The organism is Klebsiella sp. KPN54798 (assembly GCF_021184225.1).
GTDB lineage: Bacteria > Pseudomonadota > Gammaproteobacteria > Enterobacterales > Enterobacteriaceae > Klebsiella > Klebsiella pneumoniae.
This window is the reverse complement of sequence record NZ_CP089234.1, coordinates 4,799,746-4,819,186: the sequence shown is the minus strand read 5'-3', so window position 1 is coordinate 4,819,186 and position 19,441 is coordinate 4,799,746. Positions and strand designations below refer to the sequence as shown.

Genomic DNA, 19,441 nt, shown 5'->3' with positions numbered 1-19,441 from the left:
GGGAGTGAGAGGAGGGGGCTGGTGGCAGTCGCGCTGTGGAACGGTCGTAAAAGGTGACGCCGCGCAGGATAGCGCTGTTTTTTTCAACACTTAGCGCAATGACGACACGCTGTCGCTTGCATGACCGCCGCCGACAGGTATAATCCAGAACGTTTCCGCATCCCTTCAGTGCCGAAGTGGCGAAATCGGTAGACGCAGTTGATTCAAAATCAACCGTAGAAATACGTGCCGGTTCGAGTCCGGCCTTCGGCACCAAGTGATGCAATAATTAGCTACCTAAGGGTGGCTTTTTTTGTGTCCATTTCCGTCCAAATTCGTCCATATCCGTCTGTAATTCAAAGATAATTTATTTTTCTGTAATAGCCATATTTATTTTGTGGTCTTTCCGTGTTGGTCATTTTTCATCCATTGACATCCACGCGATTTGGGGGCAAAAAAGGGGGCAAACCCGGTTCGATAGAGGAGTGACCCCCAAATGGCGCTTACAGATCTCGCAATCCGGCATGCCAGGCCGCTTGGCAAGGCATACAGGCTCTCTGACTGTCACGGTCTTTACATTCAGGTTAACCCCAGCGGATCTAAGCTGTGGTATCTGAAATTTCGCTTTGGAAACAAAGAGAACCGTATGGCATTAGGCCCTTATCCGCTTATTTCTCTCGCACTGGCAAGGGAGAAGCAAGCGGATATAAGAAGGCTTATTTTAGAAGGCATTAATCCGGCGGAAAAACGCAGAGAGGAAAAGCGGGGTGGAGAGCCCCTTTATACGTTCGAGTCCGTGGCGCGCGAATGGGTCTCCAGCAACGTCAACTGGTCGGCGGAACATAAGAAGCGGGTGCTGCGTTATTTCGAGCTTTACGTATTCCCCACGAACGGCAGCTGGGATATTACCAAAATGAAGGTCAAAGACCTGCTGGTACCCATCAAAGAGGTGGAGAAAGCGGGCAAACTGGACGTAGCTTCCCGGCTTCAGCAACGTACCGCTTGCGTGATGCGCTATGCCGTCCAGAACGGCATTATCGATCATAACCCCGCATCAGATTTAACCGGCGCGGTCTCCACGCCCAAAGTACGTCATCACCCGGCGCTGGATCTGAATCTTATCCCTGATTTTCTGGAAAGAGTCGACGACTTCAAAGGACGTAAGCTGACACAACTGGCGGTAAAGCTGGCGTTGTTATTATTCATCCGCTCCAGCGAACTGCGCTTTGCCCGCTGGGATGAGATAGACCTGCATAACGCCATGTGGACCATTCCCGCCGAGCGTGAACCGATCCCCGGCGTTAAATACTCTGCGCGTGGCGCGAAGATGCGATCTCCACACCTGGTACCTCTGTCACATCAGGCCATCGAACTGCTGCGCGAGGTGCGGCAGCATTGCCGACCGGGAACTGAACTGGTGTTCCCCGGCGACCACAATTACCGCAAACCGATGAGTGAAAACACCATTAACAAAGCGCTGCGGGTGATGGGCTACGACACCCAGAAAGATGTCTGTGGCCACGGGTTTCGCACCATGGCCTGTAGCGCGCTGGTGGAGTCGGGCCTGTGGTCAAGCGACGCGGTAGAGCGCCAGATGAGCCATCAGGAGCGCAAGCGCGTTCGTGCGGCGTATATCCATAAGGCGCAGCATCTCGAAGAACGCCGGGAAATGATGCAGTGGTGGGCGGATTATCTGGATGCGAACCGCTTCAGGCATGTGGTGCCGTATGGCTTCAAAAAATCGCCGGGAGGCGCACTCGACCATATGAGCTTCCAGGAGCGTAATGACCGACAAGTGGAGGAGCTGAAAGCCCGGATACTGGCTGACTCGGAATGGCTGACGGCGTCTGAGTTATCGGCAAAAGCGGGTTTTCGTTCTGCCGATCCTGAAGCTGGCCCGAAAGGCTGGAAAGCCGCAGGTAAGATTTTCTCGCTGAAGGTCGACGGGGAGGATTTGTACCCGGATTATGTTCTGGATGAGAAAATGCGACCTCTCAAGGTTGTCAGGCTTATTCTTTCGCTGTTCAAAGAGCGTAAAACGCCGTGGGGGCTAGCTATCTGGTTTGGCTCGGCAAACCGCAGGTTGAGAGGTGGGAAGCCGAAAGATCTGCTGATTTCAAAGTCAGAGTTGGTTCTGATGGTTGCCCAAGAGGAAATTGAGATGAGGGAGCATGGGTGATACAGATGTTTAATCATTCTTGATACGGAGAAAGTTTATGTAGGGTGGGTTGTCAATTGAATTCGCAAGCAATCAAGGGTCTTAATGGCTTGAAAGAGTTAGGGAAGACATTTTGCGTTGTTACCAGAAGAAGGTATTAGCAGTAACTTAACCTGATGATACCTTTTAGTAGGGTAAGATTAAATTTGGCAGTCAGCTAAGAGCTGTGAAGCGGACATTATGTGTGTAAATAACCTAGAGTGCGCACCGGAAGCGTCGAGATAATTCATGGCGATTCACAATTAATCCGCATATCTTCATACCAAAACAGGAAGAACGGCTAGTATTGGATAGCTATCTCAAAACAGTACGTGATTGATATTTTTACTATAATCAGGTGCTTCATCATAAACTGGACTGACACACAGAAAATGGCGATGGCATCGTAGGGAAGGAATTGTATGAGTTACAAAAATTGGCATGCCTATCAAGAAGCCACAGCGAAAGTATTTCGAGATCTTGGGTGTAATGCTCAGATTGATTTTCGCACAAAGGGTGCTCGTGCAACACATGATATCGACGTCTACGCGACCTTTTTTCGTTCAGGTATTCTCTGTACTTGGGTGATCGAATGCAAATTATGGAAAACTCGCGTCCCCAAGGAAAAAGTGCTTATCCTCAAGAGCATCATTGAAGACCTCGGTGCTGACCGGGGAATTATTGTCAGTGAGGTTGGTTTTCAATCTGGGGCATATGATGCTGCGCGTGGGACAAATATTACTCTTGTGACGTCATTGGATGAATTTTCCCGCACTGCACTGGCAGCAGCGTCAGAAGTCCCGCTTATTCTGAACAGCAGTGGCGAAGGAGAGCCTATCTATCAATTTCCAAACCTAGCTGGGCCGCATGACTTACTTCTGTATAACAATGTCATTATTAGTGCAAATTGGATCGGGTGTAGTATTGCTATTATTAATCCTGCTTCCAAAGCGATCATCCGTACTATTGATCTCGATAAATACGAGAAAGTCTCTCCGCAAACCGGCGCTAGAGAAATACTCAGCCATCCACCAGGGAGTTTGGTTATTGCGGATGGGCGTTTGTTTGTAGGTCAAGTTTTCTCGGAAGTTATATTAGTCATTGATCTGGCGACTCATGCTATCGTTAAAAGAATAGCAATACTGGGTGGAGGGGAAGGACAATTAGCGGTGTCGCATGATGAGAAAAAAGTGTATTTTGCGAGTAACACTATTAATCAGTTTTATATTATTGATAGCGCCACTTACGATGTTACAACAGTGCCGTATCCTGAAGGCGGTCGGGGTTGCATGTCGCTGCTCCGACATCCAACACAACCGCTTCTCTACATTGGTGTTTCGCGTGGTGGTCGCATCAATGGACAACGATATCCGCACGCTAACTCTTATTTAGCGATTTATGATCTCAGTCGTCAGATTTATTTGGTCGACACTCAGCTTGCTGAAGTGAGAAATGGTCGAGCAGATGACGCTACTCCAGCATGTTTGACTTACGACGATATTCACAATCGAATTTATATCGGCATGTTCCAGTCCCAACGGGGGATCTGCGTACTAGATGCGGAATCTGGGAGGCCAGTTCAGGATATTCGATTTGAGGCTAATTCTTGGAGCAAGCCATTTTCATGGGTGGACCCCTTATCGCAAGCACTCACAGTTAGCTCGTTACTGTCAGTAAATCGCAACAATAATGAACTGGTAGTGCTTGACCGCTCGTCACTCCATCTCCAGAAAAGCATATTTCTTGGTAATGCTTCTAATGGTCCACGTGCAGTCTTAGTATGGCAAAATCAAGCCATCGTTAGCTATCCCGGTCGAAATGGATTGATCTTCATTTCTCTAAATAGCAGTTCCTAATTGCGCTACAGTTTATGCTAAGCCTTGCTGCATAAGGGAATGCTTATTATCGGGTAAGGAGTCCAGCAACCTTAGGGCTTCACTGTTCATTATGAACGATTGGATGAAATTTACTCAAAACAATAAACTGGATCGGTATTCGGAACAGCTATTTAGTTTTGCCGACGGTCTGAGTTATTGTCGTCTCATACCGTACAGCTCTTACAACTTAGTCACTAATTTGATCAATGATATTTGGTAGTAATAACGCACGATGTTAATTTTCGTTGCAATAGTCCCTAATGAAAATCCTAACAACAGCGCCCAGAGCAAACCATGCAAGCTAATTAAAATATCCCACCAACCTTCATTCTAGGATATTAAAGAATAAACCAATCCCAACCAACAAGCTCTTTTATGGTAAAAGACGAAAGTAAGAATAGTGTAAAAATCGCGGTTTTCTCACTAAAGAATAGCTTTACTCTATTCTCACCATTAGCAATTTTCACCTGCAAACAATACTCGGCGTAATCACATTCTTTCACCGGATAACGCAGAAAATTACGAGCATAAAGTTCATCGTGATAAAAGATTAGTCAACGCTTGTGTTTTCCAATGCACTAACCCTGCTAAGGTACCTAACGGTTCAACCAATAATGAAACTAAAGGAAACAATACCGCCATGATAAATAAAATTATGGCGAATAAACGCAACCCGCCTGATGGGCATATACGATAAAGGCAAACCGTAAGAAACAGCAACACAACTCATACCGCAAAACAATAACCAATAAGAAGCCTTTTTAGGCTTCTTTCAAGAAGCTCATACTTTGATAATGAAACCGGTTGATAACGGTTAAGATACGCCAGTATTTCAGTTTATTGGCTATACATACCCATTCCCTGATAATTTACTTGAATTTTTTTTCCGTCAGTTCTTTCTATTATCTCACCTCCCTAAACTTGCAATGTTTCGTTAAGAACGAATATATAGGACCAATATTTTTATAGGTAGAGGTTCTATCATCTCGCCAATTAGTGATTCTATGCTCTCTACATTTTGTAGAAGTTATTATTATACTTTCTTTAGCCCTGGATAAAGCAACATAGAGAGCGCAATCATTTTCAAATTTTGCGTTTTTATAAGCCCAAAAAGCTTGGTCCTCTAAGCCAAGAAAAATAACCACTTTATATTCCAGTCCCTTGCATTTATGCACGTTCATCACCTGAACGGAATTTTCCGCCTGAAACATCAACGCCGCCTCGTTAAGAGAGTGTGTTGCGTCTATTGTGTAGCGCAAATGTTGCTCAAGATTACGCCAGATCTTATCCCAATAATCAGCGGACTTATACTGATTCCATCGCCCCACCATTCTTTTCACACCAAATAGAGTTATAATATCCTTAATGCAGGTTATCAATGAATCGGGGCTAGGCTCATCGCCTAAATTTTTCTTATTTTCCGCTATGTTATCCGACAATACTTTAATTAATGCATCTTCTTTTTCATCGCCGCGGGAGACTCGATGCAACTCAAGATATAAATCACAAAGCTCGGTATAGCTTGATGATGAGCGTGATGTATAAACCTTGAAGAGCGCAGCAAATATTTGCCCTAATGGTTCTTTTAACACATCTTGCAATTCCGATAAATCAAGATTTCTAATCCCTTTAGTCGTTAACTTATCTCGAAGTTTTTCCGTATATTGCTCTGACTGCTGTTTAACCAGTACACAAATCTCTTTTTCTTCAATGCCAGAAGTGATGAATCTTGCGATTTTATCAGCAATATCATCCGCTTCAGAAAGCTCATTATCATAATAGTGAATAGTGCAATTATCGATACTTTTGATTATTGGCGTAAAGTTAGCATCATTTTGTACAAAATGAATAAAGCATCTTAAGACCTCTTGAATTTCCTCACTAGCTCTAAAATTATGCACCAATAGTTTTTTGGTTGTATTAAACTCTTTTTCACAATCTTCAAACACTGTTTTCTTGGCACCAGCCCACAACATAATGCTTTGGTTGATATCGCCCACCGCTAGCAATTGCGTTCCTTTGTCTTTAAAAAGAAGCTTAATCATTTCATACTGATCAGAGCGGGTATCTTGAAACTCATCGATAAAAACATGTGAATACGTCAACGAAAAAAGATCAACAATATCCGTTCTAATTGTTAAAATATCTAATGCCAAACTCCTTATTAGATCAAATGATATCTTATCCTTGCCATTATTGGCTTTCTGATTAAACACTAAATCATAATTGTTTAAGGGTCTTTTATTCTCAGGCAAAACATCTTTAAAACGGTCAACAATACTCTTGCAAAAAGCATCGAAAGTATACGAATCAAAGCGCTCACCTCTTTGTCCACATCTTTTCATCACACGTGTTTTGATATTCTCTTGCGCCTCTTTTTTATATGAAAGGCATAATATGCGTTTAGGCCACATGCACTTTCCTGTCTGCAACAAGTAATTAGATTTCTGAGCTAAAAGCTCCGTTTTACCCGCCCCCGCGCCAGCAAGTACAGAAACGGATTGATCACAGAATATAATATCCATTAACTCCTGTGTCGGCTCAATGCCCTCAGAAGGTAGCCATTGACTGGTCATTCAATAACCTCCGCCAATAACGATACAGTCTTGTCAGCTACCCGAATTAACACTGGAGGCAATTTTTCTCTGATTTCATCCGGCGTATATTTTTCTTCAATTTTAGAAAACATTCTAACATGAGAGGCTGGCTTACTTTTATTGGATAAAAAGCGATAGCGATACCACAGGAAATATTTTAGATAATCAACAGAAAATTCGTAACGGACGCCGGAGTTGCCTTTTTTCAATACTGCATTTATCAGCTCTTTTTTTTGTTCTTCCTGTTCTTCCTGTTCAATATTTTTAGGCCCTCTTTCCCCATAGACCACATCTTTTTCACAGAAAATATCAGGGAATGCTTCAATCATTGCGTAATCGATATCTAGAGGCGATGAAAAATAAATATTATGATTCTCCAACGCAGCCACAACATTATATGAATCACCGTCAGTACGCGGAAGTTTAAATGTTGTTGGATCTCGTTCGTCATCCCATGCAGGTATTTTTTCTTTTGTCTTGCCATATTTTCCACCACAGAAAATAGACAGTTGCTCAATAGCATATCTAAGTCGGCCGAACCCACCGCCATTTCTATCGATATCGAAATCCAGTAAAGTGATAAAGGGAATCTGTAATGACTTCAACAGACGCCAAAAATGATTCACATGACGTCCACCAAGAGGAACAACAGAGATAGAATGGCTATCAATCTCCGTCGAATACAGCTCAAGCACCTTTGGAATTATAATTTCCTCACTATCCCCTTCGCCAAATATCACCAGTTTAGAAAAATAGATTTCAGGGTATGATTTAACTGCCTCTTTAATAAACTTAGAAAGCTCGTCTTCTTTTTCCGGTAGCGTTAATGCGCTTACTACCGTGCTTTTTGATATCTGATCCAATCTAAAGTGACGTATTTGCTCGGGCTCGATTCGGCTTAAAATGGAAGATGAATGGGAAGAAATAATAACTTGGCACAGCTCATTACGACCATAATCTTTCACTAACTAATTATTCTACCTAAGTAATGAGGAGAAAGATGGTTTTCAGGCTCTTCCAGAGAGATCATACTAAAAATAGGCAATCTCATTTTTTCAGGATTAAAATTAGAAGCCGCGCCTGAGGAAATCAACTCCCTAGTCTTCTTATCAATATCAAACATTGCCTTGATAAGAGAAAAATAGACCAATGATTTTTGCCCATCGCTTAGTCGGTCTACATTAATCGTGTTGCCGGTTTCATCAGGGTTAAATTGAAGTTGTATTAATTTTAGTATTTCATCGATATTAGCGAGTGGAAAATTCAGCGACGCCTGAGATAAATAACGCCCCTTGTAGATATTCCCCCAACTGGCGTTAATCGCCGCCGCAATCTCATTTAATGCAGGATTACTCTTCGTTAATGCGTTTAACTTAGCTGCTTGCTCCTCTAATACTTCCTGGCTCCCTCCAACCCATTCAATCGCTTTCAATAAGCGTCCAAGCACCGCTTTCGATGAATATTTTAATTGCAATAAAGGATCTCGGTTGGCTGGAACATAACTCACTTGAATGGCGTTTCTTACTGCGGCGGAAAGCTTCTGCTTACTGCTCTCTTCAACAACCTCGTCGCTGGTACTTACTACCCAGATATCTTCGTCAATATCCCCCATGGGATTTGCTTCAAAAGAAAGTTTCCCCTCTAATCGCACCCTAAAAAGAATATTCCCATCAGATTTATCAATGGTAAGATGTTCAATTAACGGAGGGATGGAAATTTTGCCTTCTTTGGGTTTAGGAAAGCTAAACCAAGTTTCTATAATTAAGCTTCTGGTTTTTTCATCTTTCCCATCATCCGCATTATGGAAGTCATTTATTGATAAGCTTCGAAGGGAATTATCCACCGAAAAAAGCTTATTAAGCGCCTCCATAGCTGTACTCTTTCCAGTTCCATTATGGCCAATAAACGTGGTTAATTCATGCTCAAGGTCAATGGTTTGGGGATTTTGATTGGAAATGCTTTTAAAGCCGGAGATAAAAATTTTCTTAAGTTGCATATATCAAGTCCTGATTATACAAATACGCAATCCTGATGCACATTAATTCATGGTATTGATTTTATTTTTAAAATCAATGCTTGAATGCATGTAATGTCAACAAAAGAAGCATTAAAGAGGTACTCGTCACATAAATTTTTTTGTCCAATAAACATTTACTTACTGCTTCCCTGCACTGCATCTCTCATCCGGCTGCCATACACCTGTGACTTCAATCGATGGATGTAACACACAGCACGAAGCCGCCAGCCCTCTGAGGTTAAGGGCTTGTACGAAGCGGACATACTGGCATCTCTTGGTTTTGTGTTCACTTTAGTTATGTTCAAAAATATCAATTAAGCCATTACAGATCCGCTTTTCAATTTACATAGTCTCGCTTTGGGTTGGCTATGATGCAACTATTTAATATACACTATTAATTCAGCTTGCCTTATTTTTAGCTTCAGACTTAATTGCCTTTGCAAAATGGGACATCGTTTCAATTGCCTCCCTAGCAAAACTCACCTCGGATTTTTTCAAAAGATATGATTCGGGCCATTTTATTTCTTCTTCAAGAACCCTAAGCATAGCTTGATACTTTGTCTCATCACTACGATTATTATCTCCAAGGCTTTTAATAGCCAAGTATGACATCATGTATTTGTCAAATATAGATTTTACTTTAATATGGTATGTTGATGTATCAACAAAGTGACGATATTGTTTTAAAAACCAAGCTGATAAAAATTCGATGAAGATAAATAATAGAGAGCAAGAAATCATCCCATAAATATATTGTTCTTTGAATCCAGTAAGCCAGGATAGTACTTGCCACACAATTATTGAAGTTATGAAAAAGGTTATTCCGCCTTTTGAGTATGAAGTACCTTTGTCGAGGAGTATTGAGGCTTTTTTGTCTGATGTATATGCTTGCTCCAATAAAACTCGACGAATTTCATTAAAGTAATTTTCAAATGAATCAAACATATTAGCTTGATCTAAAGTTTTAGATTCAATCGCCTTAGACACTATTTCTTCGATGTTGTCTGTGGAAAAACTGTCAGATTTGGCTTTAATAGAATTTAATTCACTAAGAATTTTTTTTTGAAACGTTTGATCTCTACTGTCTCGATTGTCATCAACATCAATGAAACGGTCCTCTCGTTTAAATTTTTTAATCTTGCTTATCTCCCCCATTAATATTGTTAAACCTAAGAAAGCAGATATGACACCTAATGTCATTGGACCGAATTTTTCGAAAAAATATGTTAAATTGTATTGTGACTTCAGTAAAAAGGGAATGCCTAATCCAGCATAGATTAAAACTACCGCTAACAAAAATTTTGGTTTGTAAATTAATTTTATTAACTCTGGTCTATCAATGTTATCACGACTAATCTTGTATTTTTCTTCTTCAGAGTTGCTCATTTTATCTACCTTAATGAATCATAATTTCACCATTTTCTAATATCTTTAACCTAGAGTCGACTTTTTTGTTGTCAATGTTTCGATTATAGACTGGTTTTTCAAGTTCGTCCGCTTCAGCACAAAGCCGTCTGTCAGATTAGGTTTCGCTCAGTGGATTTGCATCTTACTGATTCAATTCCCGTAACAATCTGGTGTTGATATACAGCCTTTTACGGTCAACACTCATTTCTCTCAGTACGCCTATTTCCAGCTGTTTGGGGTATAGCTGATGCTGTCTGGCGTTTGGCTATGCCTCGTTCAACGAGGTTATCGATCCGACAATACGGCAGTGCAAAAAGTGCCTGAATAAGTTCATGGGTGTGGATTTTCGGCAGCTGCTTGCGTACATACTCTATGGTTTCTGCCATCAATGCCCGAACAACCAAAATCTTATCAGTCGTCCATCGGGACGTGTTCTCCACTGCTTTCAACATAAATAATATCCAGATTCCTAATCACTTTCTTCTGTCACTCTGCGCAGGAGCATGTAGTAATCATTACAGCTCTCAAGGATGAGGCGGGAGAGATAAAGGAAGCAACCCTGTCTGGATTAAGTACAGGATATTCAGGATTGGCCTGTTCGCCCATTCCCGTCTGGGAAGGGGTGAATGCACTCAAACTGATAGTACGCAATAGCCATTTTCACCAGCGGATCTAAATCTTCATCATCGTGTATGAATCGCTCCCAGTTCGCCAGTAAGTTACGAATAGCGTCTTCTCTCACCGGTGGCGTTGTACACCACGTTGCTATTCTGATCGCGCAATACTGTTCCTAGCGTTTTCCTGATATCGGTTTGCACTACGGGTGATTTGGTTCAGATAGTTATCGCGGTGTTTTCACAGAGCTGATATGCCTCAAGGTGGATATAACCGTCATAAAGCGCCGTACGATAGCGCAGTGCTTCTTTCGTGGCTGGATCTGCACCACTTGCGCGGTCAGCATATTGAAAGAGCTGATCGCTGGTCGTTATGATGTTCTCAATGCGTGAAGAATCTTTCGTTTCCAGCATCGGGAGAATGTTTATCAGTACCCTCTGATAGGGGATCAGCTCACTGACAGTTTTCAACTTTGCAATTGCTGCACGCGCACTTATGCATGCGTTGAGTACATTGCGTGTTTCAACGCGCTCCAGATCGGGCGGCGGTATCGGCAGATCGTTGTAAGGGGTCTCTGGATTCCAGCTCATATGTTTATAAAAACTAGTTTCATCGACATATAGCCATAATGTGTCGATGCCATAAACATATCAAGCCATCATGTTTAAAAAACCGTCTTTTATCGACATATCCTAAGAGATTCAACGTAGGCTAGTGGAAGCCGCCCTGAAGAGGTTGCAACGGCGAAAAATGCCCCTATTTCATGGCTAAATGACCGCGCAATTCTAACCATGGAGGAAACTATCGATGTTACCCCGGACACACCGTCAGCTCGTGAGCGTTGAAGTGATGTGGCCCGCGCAGACGCTGCCGCTTCCCCTGCAACAGGTGGTGGAGGCGTTGACCCAGGGTGAAACGCCCGATCAGATTATCATCCGCATGAACCAACAGGGTTTGCAGGCGTGGCGCGAAGACACCTCCATGCAGGATACACACGATGTTTTTCAGGTCCGGCTGGACAATCAGCATGAGGCGCGATTTCTCTGCCGCTACGTCACTCTGCCGTTGCACTAATGCTCGATATATATCATATCCCCGGTTGACCATTCCGTTGAATAAAAATGAAGTCGTCACCGTTAGCCACCGCGGTCTTGAATAGCTGGGTTGGATATGGGTTGTTACTGCTTCGGGTGATGCAGGCTGGGCACTTCAGCATTTTAATTTTGAGGTGCTACCAGCTTCAGCCACGGATTATTCACCGGCATTTTCTCGCCAAACACCAGCCCCGGATCTTCTATCAGAAACCCTTTCAACTGCCCCGTTTTCTGCGGAGCGCGAACCTCGCAGGTCCAGATAAAGCTGTCATCATTACAGCGCAGGGCCAGTCCTGACTCCTGGAACATTCGCTGTGCCAGTTTCCAGCCGTCGCCGGTGTCACCTGTGGTTTCTGCTGCGTATATCTTAAAGATCCCCGGCGAAATCAAGAAAAGATGGTTTTCCACCACATGCACCTTGCCGTTCCGGGTATTCACCGTGCCTGAAGGCCTGGTGTGGTTCTTCAGCCACTGCAGGAAATTATTATTGTCACCAAGCCTCGGGTCGTCTGCTATCTCCGGCAACGGTTGAGTGGGGGCGCTGAGTTCAGGAACGGGCTCCGCTTCGCTTACTGGCGTCACATCACCAGCAAAACAGGCGGGACGCTGTTCCCCCTGTTCCCAGATTGCGGACGGCGCCAGGCGCAGCAGCGTCAGCGGCTCAACGGGCGACCAGCCTTTATCCGATCGGATAATGCAGCGCCAAATCGCTTTATCTTCGTTGGCAACAATAAGCTGATGCGTCAACAGTTCGTCAAACAGGCGGTTATTGTTTTCCGGCACGCTGGATACGCCATGCTGGAGCAGCCAGGCGCGGACCCGGTCGGCGGTGGTTTTGCTGATAAGCCACAGCGCATCCTCCGTCAGCCAGCCATCGGATCCGCATTCGGGATTATTGAGTCGGTACTCGTTCTGCACCAGCGACCGCAAGGCGGAAAGAAGTTGCTGGGGGAAGGAAGAGGGCTTTTGCGCCAGTGCGGTTTTGATATCGCCGCCGAGGTATCGGGCGACAGAGGCTTTATCGGCCTGCTGCACCAGCTCCGTCAGCGCGCCAGCCCGTTCGTAGTGTCCGGTAAGCTGATAAATCAGGGATGCAAAAGCCGCGGGGTATCCGGTCAGCCAGTCCAGTAATGGCGAGGGTATCAACTGATTAATCAGCATTGCTCCAGCCGCAGGGTGCAGATGATAGTCGCGACCGTGGCTCTGGTACTGCCAGCGATAAGGCTGCGCCAGATTCCCTTGCCACGGATGCCAGCGGGTGCTATCCAGTTGATGGATCTCCATATCCACGGCGATTTTTCCCGTATCGTGCAGTAATGCCGCGCAGACTACTGCAACAGTCCATGCGCTGGCCTGGCGCGCTTGTTCCTCTGCGCCTGATTCCGGCGGCAGAAGATAACCCTGGCGCAGTCGGATGGTGTTACAGGCTACCTCCAGCGAATGATCCAGTAGCCCGCCGGGAATGGAATGGTGATGACTTTGTGAGGCGGGCAGCAACTGCACCAGTGCGGCGAAGCGGTTAATCGCAGTGAGGATCCAGCTATCAAACAGGGTATCCGGCAGCGGCGTCAGTTGCCGAAGCTGGCGCAGGCTGGCCTGGCGTAACGGCGTCGCCAGCAACTGTTCTGCGGATTGTGGCGCAAACCACCCCTCCGGCAGCGCAGCGTCTGGCGCAGGTTGCTGGCTTTGGGATGGTCTTTGTAGCCACTTCAGCATAATTCCCCTTTCCGGGCAGGCCCCTTTGCCCTTGTCGCCCTTCCTTTGCAGTTTCTCCCTTTAGGCCTTTTGTGGGCAGTAAGTTTTTATCACTCGCGTTGAAGATTTAGTGTATGCATGGTGATACGTGAGTGGACAAATTTTGAACTGCTGGTTATATTGGTTAGTAGGGTTATCCTGGTTAGATCAAGAGATGCGAGGTATGCGTTATGGCATCCGGAACAGCAGTAAGAATGGAGAAAGACGCCGGACGTGTAGTGGTCGATGGTGGAGACGTACGCCTCTCTTTTGCGCGGGATAAACATCATGGCGTACGCAAACAGGACCAGACTTACACGGTGGAACTGATCGTTAAAGAGGTGGACAGCAGCATTGATGCGCTGCAGCACCTGCTTGAAACACTGCTGCGTGCGACGGAAGCGCTGAAGAATAAACGCAAGACTGTGAAATCAGGCAATGTTGAAACCCTGCTGTCATTGTTTAAAACGGCGCTGGAAACGGAACCGCCGGAAAAGGGGTTACGTGGTCTTGTCGAAGAGGAGAGGCTGGCGCAGGCAAGAGCGAACTTGGTGGAAGAGGGCTGGCTGACCGCGCGCGAAATCGCACAACTGGCGGGCTTTTCTGCGCTGAATCCCTCTGCTCAGCCCAGCAAATGGAAGCGCGCAGGCCGTATTTTTTCGGTATATAAAAAAGGCGTGGGCGAGGTATTTCCCCGTTATGCGCTGGATGAAAACCTGCGGCCTCTGCCTGTGATGAAAGCGATTCTGGATATTCTGACTGAAGTGAAAACGCCATGGGGCATGGCCGAGTGGTTCGCCACTTCAAATGACCTGCTGGCTGGCAGGATGCCCCAGGAGATGTTGTTGCGCTACCCGGCCAATGTTATTCAGGCGGCGGAAGCGGAAGCCGGGCGGATGCGGGATGGCGCAGAATAAATCCGGGAGGAACGCGTTTGGTACGCCGCAATCTCTGGTGGCGCGCATCGCGCCGCCTCCAGATGATATTTCGGTGAACCGGGCTGTTTTGCCGCCGGATAGTCGGTTGCACCGTTGTCATTCTCTTCAGTGGCCCGGCGACAGTTTTAATCCGGGGAGAGACCTGCAACCCTGGGAATATGGCGCGCGCTTCAGTTCCTTTAAGGATGATGCAGGGCAATATGTTCCCTGGCTGTATGCAGCAGGTTCACTGCAGGGCGCGCTGGCGGAGACCGTGTTTCACGATCTTATCGGCGAAGCACGGACAGGATTTCTCAGCCTCAGGCCTTTCAGAAACTGGGGCTACACGGAACTTGCCAGTACCAGAAAACTGCAACTAGCTAGTCTGAAGTCGCAGGATCTATATCGCATGGGCACCAGTAAGGCTGACTTGATCGAGAGCGGAAGGCTGCTGTATACGCAGACTCGCCTGTGGGCACGGGCAATATATCTTCAGCATTCTGATATCAATGGACTGGTCTGGAAATCGCGGCAGCATGATGACAGTGATGCGTTTGTGCTGTTCGGTGACAGGGTCAAACCGGGAGATCTGCGTATTGCCAGTTCAACGGTTCGCTTTACGGATGATGTTTCTACAGGATACGAAATACAGCAGATGGCACAGCGGCTTGGCGTCATTCTCTCTGATGAATAAAGTGGCCGATCGAAACCGGCCACTCCGTTCCACTTACCACCAGGCATAAAACATCAGCCTGTCTCGCTCAAAATCAAACGTCTCCAGCGTCTCCTTCACCCAGAGAGTGACGGCGCGGACATCTTTCCAGTAGTGTTCTCCATAATCGGTATATCCATAGAAAAAGCCGTCAATCGTGGGATAAACCGCGCCGCAGTTATCCGGCGTCAGGCTCTGCAGGTCGCTCAGAAGCGCCTGCAAATGTGCTTTTGTGACTTCTAACAGCACCTGGTTACGCACCAGCCCGACGTGTTCATCCACCCATTTGAGTAACGGGTTCACCTTGCGGAAATAACCCACTCTGGCGTACTGGCTTTCATCGGGCGCGTTTTTTGCCCGTTCGAAAAAGAAGAGATCGAGTCCCATACATTGATCCTCAGAAAAAGGGGAGCAACTCCCCGACGGGGAAGGCTCCCCGTGCGGGTGGGCTGTCAGGCGCTAAGCTGACAGGGTTGTGGTACAGCGTTGAGCAGCCATTCACTGGCGTGGCGCGCCATACCGCTGGCGCGGATCACTGCCCGTTTGTCCTGGCGCAGGATATCCAGCCAGTAGCCGATATAGCTGGCGTGCTGGAGCCTGCCCAGAATGCCGCAGTGGGCGCACAGGAAGGCGCTGCCCATCTCCGCCACTAACTCTTCAGCGGCGTAGAGCGCTTCGGTGCGTTCCGTTCCGGCAATACCGGGGCGGTTCAGGCGTGAAGCGTGACCGGTGGCGTGCGTCAGTTCATGCAGCAGCGTGGCGTAGTACGCCTCACTGCTTTCAAACTGCTGCGGGTGCGGCATCATCACCAGGTCGGTCGCGGGTTTGTAATACGCTTTCGACTGGCGGCGATGGTGCAGTGTTACGCCGCTATTCATCGCAATGGCTTCGGCGGTTTCCACCGGTTCTGCGGGCCGGGTAAACGGCTCAGACAGCGTCTGCGGCAGGCCGTCGCACTGCGACAGGTTAAACAGCCGGAACTCACGAATGATCCCGAAATGCCGCACCTGCGGCTCACCGTTTTCATCGAGCAACGGCTGACCGAGAGCGTCGGTTTCCTCCTGCGTGCGCGGCAGGTACAGCACGGCCAGGGACGATTTTTCCCCTCTGCGTACCTGTGCGCCAAGCGCGCTAACCTGATGGAACGTCAGCCAGCGGTCACTGGCGAAACTCTGCTTGTCGGCGCTGTTCCACAACAGCGGCACGTTGATGCCGTGATACGGACGACCGGATAACGCATTGATCGGGAACGGCGGCTCGCCATCGCGCCACGGGCGGATCCACGGCACATTGCCGTTTTCCAGCTCAGCAATAATCTGGTCGGTGACTTTCTGGTAGATATCGTTGCTTCTGTCCATTGTGCGATCCTCATGGAAGAAGCCGGAGCTGCCTCCATCCGGAAGCGACTCCGGCGGGGAGAGGTTATGCCTGTTCAGCCATCGAGACCTGCACATAGTGGCCGTGATAGTTGAGTGATAGCGGTAATGCGACAGGGACTTTCATATCGCCTTGCGGCGGCTGGCAGTAGATCGTAAAGGTGACTTTCTTGCGGGACGTCCCGGCGGTGCGCAGGGTTAGTAGTACGGCGAGCAACAGATTGCCCAGCCGTTCTTCCACCTGCTGCGGGTCGGCGGGAAATTCCACAGCGGATTGCCAGACATCAGGGGCGATAACCACCGGCATTAACGACGGTTTTTTATCGAAAAGCGACATGGTGTTTCTCCTGTAAATGAACAGGGAACACCCTTCGCAGGGCGTTTCCCTGCGGGATGGAATGGTACGGGTATCCTGCGCATCTGCGCCGTTCGCGCCTTCCGGATACATGGCGAACTTACTGCATGGCTGGCGGTAGTGTTTTCTGCGCGGGTGATAAAAGGGAGGGGAAAATCTTTATCTGGGCTGAAGAGTTTACGGTGCACCAAGTAGATGTAACTTTCTGAATTAATGGCTAAAAATCTATTGATATTGAATATTGCAAATGTTTACTGAATTTTATTTTTGATGAGACTAATATTGTGCTCGATTATAGGGGAGCATCATGAGTGAAAGTGTAAGTTACTTTGACAAAGTCATATCTTTAATAAATGCAGTGGTACCAGTCCTAGCTATTTATTTTGCTCAGAGGCTTTGGCATGCCAAAAATATTGAGCGAGCGCATCAGGCGGCAAATGATTTTCTTGACGAAATGACATCATTACCAATGAGAGTAATGTTACTAGAAACAGAGATGGTCAGAGGGTTAGTTAGAGCTGAATCAGTTATTAGTTATAAAAATAAAAATGAATTTGTGTGTGAGTTGCTGCGTCTTATGGATAATTCGAATAAGATCAGACTTTCGTTTTTTAATTCCTATGAAAGAGTTGTTCGAAGGGGGATTAACATCAAACCTTCCCAAAAACATATGAAACTCGAAAAATCTGTTATTGAGTTTACTGAACATGTTTCAAAAATTCTCCAGAATGCAGCAGAGGCTATTAGTAGATCGACAACAACAGAAGAATATAGAGAGCCATTCAGAACGTTAGCTGGTGCTAGAATTGTTATAACCAAAAATAAAAATACACTCAATGAAGCCTGTGCTGCTACAAAGGATATTTCGTTTGATGACTATTTTTCCTTTCCTTCAGCATATGGTTGGTTCAGGCATAAATGGGATAGTTTGATTCGACCTTTTTTATTTAAACCGTTTAAAAATATGTAAGGATAGATTGAAGCCATTTTCTAATACTTTTTGCCAGTTATTGTTATTAGATGATTATTCAGATTTAAAACCTTCTCAAGAATATTATCTACGGTAAACGCGTTTTACTGACGATCATTTTCCCGACCTGTTCGCCAGCGCTGCGGATATCACCGACAGCGCTGCCCATCACCCCAGCGACTGCTGTGCCGATCCTGACGCCCGCCCAGGTCAGCGCCCCCAGCCAGAATGCCGGAAGCACCAGGAACATCACGCCCATAATGATATTCACAATCAGATCGTCGGAGGTGTTTTGCAGGCCCCAGAGGTTGAAATACGAGTGGGTGTCGCTGTCGTACATCATCTGCATCAGCCAGTTATCCAGCCAGCGGGCCAGTTCCCACCAGAAGGTGAGAAAGAACAGAGCGAACTGCACAACGCTCAGCGTGATGACTGTTTTAAGCTCCCATGCCGAGAACAGCAGAATTACCGGTATACAAATTACCAGCGCCATTTCGAGGAACGCCTGCACCATCGGCAGCGCCTGGCGGACGTTATCAAACGCCGGAAACAGGGCGTAGCTGGAAAGCCCCGTGCCGATGATCCCGCCGACGCGGCTGAGCAACTGCGTCTGGCTGAGATTATCCCCCGCACTCCCGCCAAACCCGTTGTACACCAGCCCGCCCTGCGACACCTGCATGTTGCGCGGGCTCACCAGCGAGCGCAGCACTGCTTCTTCATACTCCTCTTTAGACTGCCCCAGTTTTTGCAGCCGCTGCCAGAGTGTCGTATCGACCTGCTTCAGTAGCCGATTTTTCAGCCCCGCATCGCCATCGGACCACCACTCCTTACACGCAGGATAGCCTCCGCCACCCGTATCACTCAGACCGTCGTCGCGGCTGGCGTCATAAGGCCAGGCGGCGCGGGGTGAGCGGGAATGATCATGGTCGTAATAACCCGGCGTGGAGAGATAAAAAGACGATCCCACCCAGTCCACCTCCCGGCTCTGTTCCTCGCTAATATCGCTGCCCAGCCGCTTGAGGCGTGTGCGCGACGGCCCGTAGCAGTCATTAACGAAATCCTGTAATTCCTGCGCCAGCGCTGGATCGGCGATCAGGGTGTGCTGCACTTCAAAACGCAGCTGACGCAGGTCCGGTTTCCAGGGTAATACCGCGACGGCGGCGCTAGTGATGCCTTTGCCCAGCGCATGAGTGAAGTACCACCACACCGGAACCGAGGCGCTCTGGCCGCTGAGTTCATTAATCAACGGCGCATAGCCGGAATCACCGGGCTGCACCACCGACCAGCCGCACTGCTTCGTGCGCTGGCTGTCGTATGTAATGGTATTGATATCGACACTCAGGAACGGTACGCCCGCGAAGAGGATCACCAGCAGGGCGCTGTAGAGCGAGTGCTCCACCCAGACGACCAGCAGGCGGGCGACGTTGCCTTCATCCGCCCCCTGGCCGCGCGCTTTCAGCCACAGGGCAACCAGTTTTGCCAGCAGGGGCAGGGCGAATAGCCCGGTGGCGGTCAGCGTCTGCCACACGCCGTTGTTCACCAGCCAGCCGAGCAGGGTGAGCACGTACTCGAAATAGCTGTTGGCGGTCATCAC

General features: G+C 47.2%; 15 protein-coding genes, 1 tRNA gene and 1 pseudogene. 7 read left to right on the top strand and 10 right to left on the bottom strand.

Annotation, left to right across the window (positions count from 1 at the left end; all coding sequences use genetic code 11):
• Positions 1-170: 170 nt before the first annotated feature.
• From LPQ25_RS23140 to LPQ25_RS23130, 3 genes are all read left to right on the top strand, one after another.
• Positions 171-255: transfer RNA gene (locus tag LPQ25_RS23140), tRNA-Leu, on the top strand.
• A gap of 220 nt (positions 256-475) precedes the next feature.
• The gene (locus LPQ25_RS23135; RefSeq protein ID WP_012737247.1) at positions 476-2,158 is read left to right on the top strand and encodes a tyrosine-type recombinase/integrase; all 1,683 of its coding nucleotides are present in this window, start codon (positions 476-478) and stop codon (positions 2,156-2,158) included.
• Positions 2,159-2,598: 440 nt separating this feature from the next.
• Positions 2,599-4,032, top strand: a complete 1,434-nt coding sequence (locus tag LPQ25_RS23130; protein WP_012737248.1) for a restriction endonuclease — start codon at positions 2,599-2,601, stop codon at positions 4,030-4,032.
• A 923-nt stretch (positions 4,033-4,955) separates the two neighbouring features.
• Here the strand turns inward: LPQ25_RS23130 and LPQ25_RS23125 are convergent.
• The 5 genes and pseudogenes from LPQ25_RS23125 to LPQ25_RS23105 form a co-directional block, all read right to left on the bottom strand.
• Complete coding sequence (locus LPQ25_RS23125) at positions 4,956-6,629, bottom strand: UvrD-helicase domain-containing protein (RefSeq protein ID WP_012737251.1); 1,674 nt, start codon at positions 6,627-6,629, stop codon at positions 4,956-4,958.
• Positions 6,626-7,615: an ATP-dependent nuclease gene (locus tag LPQ25_RS23120; RefSeq protein WP_012737252.1), complete on the bottom strand. Its 990-nt coding sequence runs from the start codon at positions 7,613-7,615 to the stop codon at positions 6,626-6,628. Before LPQ25_RS23120 ends, LPQ25_RS23125 begins: the two co-directional genes overlap by 4 nt.
• Positions 7,615-8,646 carry an ATP-dependent nuclease gene (locus LPQ25_RS23115; RefSeq protein WP_012737253.1) on the bottom strand — a complete coding sequence of 344 codons (1,032 nt, stop codon included), beginning with the start codon at positions 8,644-8,646 and terminating at the stop codon, positions 7,615-7,617. The genes LPQ25_RS23120 and LPQ25_RS23115 overlap by 1 nt, the downstream gene beginning before the upstream one ends.
• Positions 8,647-9,066: 420 nt before the next feature.
• On the bottom strand, positions 9,067-10,053 hold the full coding sequence (locus tag LPQ25_RS23110; RefSeq protein WP_004206554.1) for a hypothetical protein: 987 nt from the start codon (positions 10,051-10,053) through the stop codon (positions 9,067-9,069).
• Positions 10,054-10,216: 163 nt separating this feature from the next.
• Positions 10,217-11,279, bottom strand: a pseudogene (locus tag LPQ25_RS23105) (Fic family protein).
• A 217-nt stretch (positions 11,280-11,496) separates the two neighbouring features.
• Between LPQ25_RS23105 and LPQ25_RS23100 the strand changes: the two are divergent.
• Positions 11,497-11,763 carry a hypothetical protein gene (locus LPQ25_RS23100; protein ID WP_041169002.1) on the top strand — a complete coding sequence of 89 codons (267 nt, stop codon included), beginning with the start codon at positions 11,497-11,499 and terminating at the stop codon, positions 11,761-11,763.
• A gap of 143 nt (positions 11,764-11,906) precedes the next feature.
• Here LPQ25_RS23100 and mobH read toward each other — a convergent pair whose 3' ends face one another.
• Entirely contained in the window at positions 11,907-13,499 is a 1,593-nt protein-coding gene (gene mobH, locus LPQ25_RS23095; protein WP_012737256.1) for a MobH family relaxase, read from the bottom strand.
• A gap of 233 nt (positions 13,500-13,732) precedes the next feature.
• Between mobH and LPQ25_RS23090 the strand changes: the two genes are divergently transcribed.
• Together LPQ25_RS23090 and LPQ25_RS23085 are read left to right on the top strand one after the other, a co-directional pair.
• Entirely contained in the window at positions 13,733-14,434 is a 702-nt protein-coding gene (locus tag LPQ25_RS23090; protein ID WP_014908070.1) for a hypothetical protein, read from the top strand.
• Positions 14,421-15,128 (top strand): RES family NAD+ phosphorylase, encoded by a 708-nt coding sequence (locus tag LPQ25_RS23085; RefSeq protein WP_012737258.1) that lies wholly within the window; start codon positions 14,421-14,423, stop codon positions 15,126-15,128. The genes LPQ25_RS23090 and LPQ25_RS23085 overlap by 14 nt, the downstream gene beginning before the upstream one ends.
• Before the next feature lie 33 nt (positions 15,129-15,161).
• Here the strand turns inward: LPQ25_RS23085 and LPQ25_RS23080 are convergent, their stop codons facing one another.
• The 3 genes from LPQ25_RS23080 to LPQ25_RS23070 all read right to left on the bottom strand — a co-directional run bounded on the left by LPQ25_RS23080 (position 15,162) and on the right by LPQ25_RS23070 (position 16,859).
• Entirely contained in the window at positions 15,162-15,533 is a 372-nt protein-coding gene (locus LPQ25_RS23080) for a hypothetical protein (protein ID WP_012737259.1), read from the bottom strand.
• Between the two features lie 65 nt (positions 15,534-15,598).
• Complete coding sequence (locus tag LPQ25_RS23075) at positions 15,599-16,504, bottom strand: ArdC family protein (RefSeq protein ID WP_014908068.1); 906 nt, start codon at positions 16,502-16,504, stop codon at positions 15,599-15,601.
• 64 nt (positions 16,505-16,568) lie between these two features.
• Entirely contained in the window at positions 16,569-16,859 is a 291-nt protein-coding gene (locus tag LPQ25_RS23070) for a hypothetical protein (RefSeq protein WP_014908067.1), read from the bottom strand.
• Positions 16,860-17,184: 325 nt separating this feature from the next.
• Here LPQ25_RS23070 and LPQ25_RS23065 point away from each other — a divergent pair, with 325 nt between their 5' ends.
• Positions 17,185-17,847, top strand: a complete 663-nt coding sequence (locus LPQ25_RS23065) for a hypothetical protein (protein ID WP_012737262.1) — start codon at positions 17,185-17,187, stop codon at positions 17,845-17,847.
• Positions 17,848-17,935: 88 nt separating this feature from the next.
• Here the strand turns inward: LPQ25_RS23065 and LPQ25_RS23060 are convergent, their stop codons facing one another.
• Complete coding sequence (locus tag LPQ25_RS23060; RefSeq protein ID WP_012737263.1) at positions 17,936-19,438, bottom strand: conjugal transfer protein TraG N-terminal domain-containing protein; 1,503 nt, start codon at positions 19,436-19,438, stop codon at positions 17,936-17,938.
• Between the last annotated feature and the right edge of the window lie 3 nt (positions 19,439-19,441).

Bases quoted from the DNA above. Each gene is read 5' to 3' on its own strand.
- LPQ25_RS23135 (WP_012737247.1), top strand. From the start codon at position 476: ATGGCGCTTACAGATCTCGCAATCCGGCATGCCAGGCCGCTTGGCAAG.
- LPQ25_RS23130 (WP_012737248.1), top strand. From the start codon at position 2,599: ATGAGTTACAAAAATTGGCATGCCTATCAAGAAGCCACAGCGAAAGTA.
- LPQ25_RS23125 (WP_012737251.1), bottom strand. From the start codon at position 6,629: ATGACCAGTCAATGGCTACCTTCTGAGGGCATTGAGCCGACACAGGAG.
- LPQ25_RS23115 (WP_012737253.1), bottom strand. From the start codon at position 8,646: ATGCAACTTAAGAAAATTTTTATCTCCGGCTTTAAAAGCATTTCCAAT.
- LPQ25_RS23110 (WP_004206554.1), bottom strand. From the start codon at position 10,053: ATGAGCAACTCTGAAGAAGAAAAATACAAGATTAGTCGTGATAACATT.
- LPQ25_RS23100 (WP_041169002.1), top strand. From the start codon at position 11,497: ATGTTACCCCGGACACACCGTCAGCTCGTGAGCGTTGAAGTGATGTGG.
- mobH (WP_012737256.1), bottom strand. From the start codon at position 13,499: ATGCTGAAGTGGCTACAAAGACCATCCCAAAGCCAGCAACCTGCGCCA.
- LPQ25_RS23090 (WP_014908070.1), top strand. From the start codon at position 13,733: ATGGAGAAAGACGCCGGACGTGTAGTGGTCGATGGTGGAGACGTACGC.
- LPQ25_RS23085 (WP_012737258.1), top strand. From the start codon at position 14,421: ATGGCGCAGAATAAATCCGGGAGGAACGCGTTTGGTACGCCGCAATCT.
- LPQ25_RS23080 (WP_012737259.1), bottom strand. From the start codon at position 15,533: ATGGGACTCGATCTCTTCTTTTTCGAACGGGCAAAAAACGCGCCCGAT.
- LPQ25_RS23075 (WP_014908068.1), bottom strand. From the start codon at position 16,504: ATGGACAGAAGCAACGATATCTACCAGAAAGTCACCGACCAGATTATT.
- LPQ25_RS23070 (WP_014908067.1), bottom strand. From the start codon at position 16,859: ATGTCGCTTTTCGATAAAAAACCGTCGTTAATGCCGGTGGTTATCGCC.
- LPQ25_RS23065 (WP_012737262.1), top strand. From the start codon at position 17,185: ATGAGTGAAAGTGTAAGTTACTTTGACAAAGTCATATCTTTAATAAAT.
- LPQ25_RS23060 (WP_012737263.1), bottom strand. From the start codon at position 19,438: ATGACCGCCAACAGCTATTTCGAGTACGTGCTCACCCTGCTCGGCTGG.